4 protein-coding genes and 1 pseudogene are annotated in these 3,948 nt (G+C 68.8%); all 5 read right to left on the reverse strand.

All coding sequences use genetic code 11. The annotated features are described in order from the left end of the window. Positions 1-289: ATP-binding protein (locus WAL33_RS02745; protein WP_422178247.1), on the reverse strand; the 289-nt coding region annotated here is incomplete at its 3' end. Positions 290-355: 66 nt separating this feature from the next. Then, positions 356-1,204 (reverse strand): tol-pal system protein YbgF, encoded by an 849-nt coding sequence (ybgF, locus tag WAL33_RS02750; RefSeq protein WP_422178249.1) that lies wholly within the window; start codon positions 1,202-1,204, stop codon positions 356-358. Positions 1,205-1,368: 164 nt separating this feature from the next. After that, complete coding sequence (gene pal, locus WAL33_RS02755) at positions 1,369-1,938, reverse strand: peptidoglycan-associated lipoprotein Pal (protein ID WP_422178253.1); 570 nt, start codon at positions 1,936-1,938, stop codon at positions 1,369-1,371. 188 nt (positions 1,939-2,126) lie between these two features. Next, complete coding sequence (tolB, locus tag WAL33_RS02760; protein WP_422178251.1) at positions 2,127-3,440, reverse strand: Tol-Pal system beta propeller repeat protein TolB; 1,314 nt, start codon at positions 3,438-3,440, stop codon at positions 2,127-2,129. 14 nt (positions 3,441-3,454) lie between these two features. Continuing rightward, positions 3,455-3,948 (reverse strand): annotated as a pseudogene (locus WAL33_RS02765) (energy transducer TonB); the annotation flags it as partial.

Genomic DNA, 3,948 nt, shown 5'->3' on the forward strand with positions numbered 1-3,948 from the left:
GGCCCGAGGCCGGCTTGGGTCCGGTCCAGGCCAGGGCGAGGGCCTGCGCGCCCAGGGCTCGGGCCTTGGCGACGGCTTCGGCGGTCCAGGCGGCGCTGGCGGGGTTGAGCTGGTGGTCGACGGTCAGGCTGACCACCGCGCGGCCATGGGCGCGAGCCCAGGCCAGGGTCAGGATCAGCAGGGCCAGGCTGTCGCCGCCGCCGGAAAAGCCGACGGCCAGCGGCGCGGAGGCGTTCGGACGCAGGCGGCGGTCGAGGGCGGCGGTGAAGGGGGGAAAGGTTTCGATCATGGGCCCTCCCCTAATTCCGCTCATCCCGGCATTCGCCGGGATGAGCTGATCAAGAAAATTCGGCCCCTAAGCCGCGCACTTGGCCTGGACGCGCGTCGTCGCGGCCCTGGAGGTCACCGCGGCGGGGGCCTTGGGGTAGCGCCGGGCCAGTTCGTCCAGGGTCTTGCAGGCGTCGGCGGGCTTCTTCAGGGCCACCAGAGCGCGCGACAGCTTCAGCACCGCGTCAGGCGCCCAGTTGGTTTGCGGCCAGCCGCGCACCGCGCCCAGATAATTGCCGGCGGCGTCGCCGTAAGCCTCGCGCACGAACTGGGTCTCGCCCAGCCAGTAGCGGGCCTCCGGGGCCTTGGCGCTGTCGGGGAAGGCCTCGACATAGCCGGCGAAGGCCTGTTCGGCGCTGCCGTAGTCGCCGTCCAGCAGCAGTTGGCGGGCCGATTTGAAGGCCGCGCCTGGATCGCCCGAGGTCGGGGCGGACGTCGCCGCCGCCGCGGCGGTGTCGGCGTTGGTCGTCGCGACCTCCTGGTCGGCGAGGCGCTTTTCCAGGGCGACCAGGCGCTGCTCCAGCGCGTCGGCCCGGGCCTTCTGGCCGTCATTGGCCTGACGGGCCTGGTCCAGGTCGTGGGTCAGGGTCTCGTTCTGGCCGTTCAGCTTGGTCAGGGTCTTTTCCAGGTCGGTCAGCCTTTCCGACAGCGCCGCGATCTGGGCGTCGGTTTCGGCGGCCTGCACGACCACCGGCTTGCCGGTGTCGCGGCCCTGGAAGACGATCGCGCGCAGTTCGCGGACCACCTTGTCCATCTTGTCCAGACGCTTGGCCGAGCGATCGTCCAGCGGATCGGGCATGGCGGTCTGGGCCCAGGTCAGGGCGGGCACGGCGGTCAACGCCAGGACGGAGGCGAGCAGAGCGGCTTTCAGCTTCATGTCGGCGATTATGCCCCGGTTGCGGACAAAAGTGCGGCCAAAACAAAAGCCCTCCCCCTTTGATGGGGGAGGGTTGGGCGGGGGTGACACGGCCGTACAGCGGAACCGCCGCGTCGCCCCCATCCCCAACCCTTCCCCCATCAAGGGGGAAGGGAGCTTGCTAACTATCGCGCGCCGTCGGTGATGGCGGTGCGGGCGTTACGGTTCTTGGCCCAGGCGTCCTCGCCATCGCCCGGATCGATCGGGCGTTCCTTGCCGTAGGACAGGGACTCGATGCGCGACCCCGAAACGCCTTGGGCGATCAGGACTTCACGCACGGCGTTGGCGCGGCGCGCGCCCAGGGCCAGGTTGTATTCGCGGGTGCCGCGTTCGTCGGCGTTGCCTTCGATGCGCACGCGCACGGCCGGATAGCGGTTCAGCCACTGGGCCTGGGCCGCCAGAACGGCTTGGGCGTCCGAGCTGACGTCGTAACTGTCGGTGGCGAAATAGATCCGCTCGCCGATGTTGATCACGAAGTCCTGCACCGTGCCCGGCAGCGGGCCCTGATTGACCGGCGACGGCGGAGCCTGGGGCTCCTGGGCCGGGGGCATGGGTTGCGTCGGCTGCGGCGGCGGAGCCGCGGGACCCGCGGGCTTCGGCCGCGAAGCACAGGCGGCGAGCGAGACGGTCGCCAGACCGATCATCGCCAGTCTAGCGACGCGTTGGGTGTCGAAGCTCATCCAGTTTCTCCTCAAGTTCACAGCCAAGGTTCATATCTCTACCGCGTCAAGCCTTTGCGGTGGCGCGCCAAATGTACCTATCGCCTCACAATGGCGACAGATTGTCGCACACCCTCCTGTTTTCACCTGCGGAGTGAACGTCGGATGAACGACTCTAGGCCCAACGCGCTTTTACGGTGAAGGTTTCGAAAAAGTCGCGCGGATCAGTCCAAAAGCGGCGACCAGGCCGGGTCCGAGGCCGCGCCCTGATAGGCGGCGGGGCGAAGGATGCGGCCGGTGACGTCCACCGTCCACAGCCGCGAATTGCCGCTGGAGGCCTCGCGCGAGAACATCAGCACTCGGCCGTTGGGCGCCCAGGTCGGGCCCTCGTCCAGATAGCTGGTGGTCAGCAGGCGCTCGTCGCCGCCGTCGGCGTTCATGACGCCGATGTGGAATTGCCCGCCGGTCTGCTTGGTGAAGGCTATCAAGTCGCCGCGCGGGCTCCACACCGGAGTGGTGTAGCGGCCGCCGCCGTACGAGATGCGCCGCACCCCGCTGCCGTCGACGTTCATGATGTAGATCTGGGCCTGGCCGCCGCGGTCGGAGTTGAACACGATCTTGCTGCCGTCCGGCGAGAACGAGGGCGAGGTGTCGATCGACGGATCGGTGGTGATCCGGTTCGACTGCCGGCTGCGCAGGTCCATCACATAGATGTCGGAATTGCCGCCCTTCTCGACCGAGAAGGCCACCTTGCCACCGTCCGGCGAGAAGCGCGGGGCGAAGACCATGCCGGGGAACTTGCCGATGGTCTCGGTGCGGGCCGTCTCCAGATTGGTCAGATAGATGCTCGACCCCGTGGGCCGCAGCGCCATGTAGGTGATCTCCTGGCTGGTCGAGGAGAAGCGCGGGGTCATGACGATGTACGAGCCGTCGGTCAGGTACTGCGGATTGGCGCCGTCCTGGTCCATGATCGCCAGCTTCTTGATCCGGGCCACCTTGCTGCCGCTCTCGGCGACGAACACCACGCGGGTGTCGAAATAGCCCTTCTCCCCGGTCAGCCGCTCATAGACCGCGTCGCTGATCTTGTGGGCCACGCGCCGCCAGTTCTCGGCGGTCGAGGTGAACTGCAGGCCCAGCAGCTGCTGCTGGCTGAAGGTGTCCCACAGGCGGAAGTCGACGCGCAGAACGCCGTCGGCGCCGACCGTGATCTGGCCGTTGATCAGGGCCTGGGCCCCGGTCGCCTGCCAGTCGGGGAAGCGCGGCTGGACGTTCACGTCGGCCAGCTTGTCGGCGACATTGGCCACGTTCAGCGGCTGAAAGAGCCCCGAGCGTTCGAGATTGCCGCTGATGACCTGCGAGATCTCGGCCCCGCGCCCGCCGCCGGAGAAGGCCGGGACGGCCACGGGCAGCGGCTTGACCGCGCCCTTGTCGATGTCGACCTCGATCTGGGCATGGGCGAGCGTCGGCGCGACGGCGGCCAGGGGCAGCGCCAGAACGGCGGCGGCGGCCAACCCTTTGAAGACGGACTTCAGGTTCATGCTCGGCGTCCTCCCTATCGCGCCGCGCAAGCGTCGCGCGCCTTGAAGTTCAAATTGAGTTGCTGGCCATAATAGTCCGGCGGCAGGCCCTCGAAGGGCGCCGACTGGTAGACCGCGCGGATGGCCCGGTCGGCGGCGGCCTTGACCACCGGATCGGACGAGCGCCCGGCGTCGCCGGCGCTCACCTGGCCGACGATGCGGCCGCCGGTGGCCAGCTTGAAGCTGACCTTGACCTGGATGGCGGCCCCGCCCTCGACCTCGCAGTTGGGATTCCAGCGGCGCTGGATCTCGTCCTTCATGCCGTTGATGGCGGCGGCCTGCAGGCCGGTCATGGCGCCGGCCCCCGGACGGGCCTGTGTGGCGGTCTCCGGACGGGACGGACCCCGGGCGGCGTTGGCCGCCGGCTTGCCGGACGCCTTGGGCGTCTTGGCCAGGGTCTTTTCCAGCGAGGCGAAGAAGTCGGGCTCGGGCTTGGCCTTGACCGGCTTGGTGGGGGTCGGCTTGGGGC

The sequence above is a fragment of the Caulobacter sp. genome, from assembly GCF_049283275.1.
Lineage (GTDB): Bacteria > Pseudomonadota > Alphaproteobacteria > Caulobacterales > Caulobacteraceae > Caulobacter.

What these genes read in the sequence shown, in the direction of transcription:
- ybgF (WP_422178249.1), bottom strand. Translation starts at nt 1,204, where the DNA reads ATGAAGCTGAAAGCCGCTCTGCTCGCCTCCGTCCTGGCGTTGACCGCC.
- tolB (WP_422178251.1), bottom strand. Translation starts at nt 3,440, where the DNA reads ATGAACCTGAAGTCCGTCTTCAAAGGGTTGGCCGCCGCCGCCGTTCTG.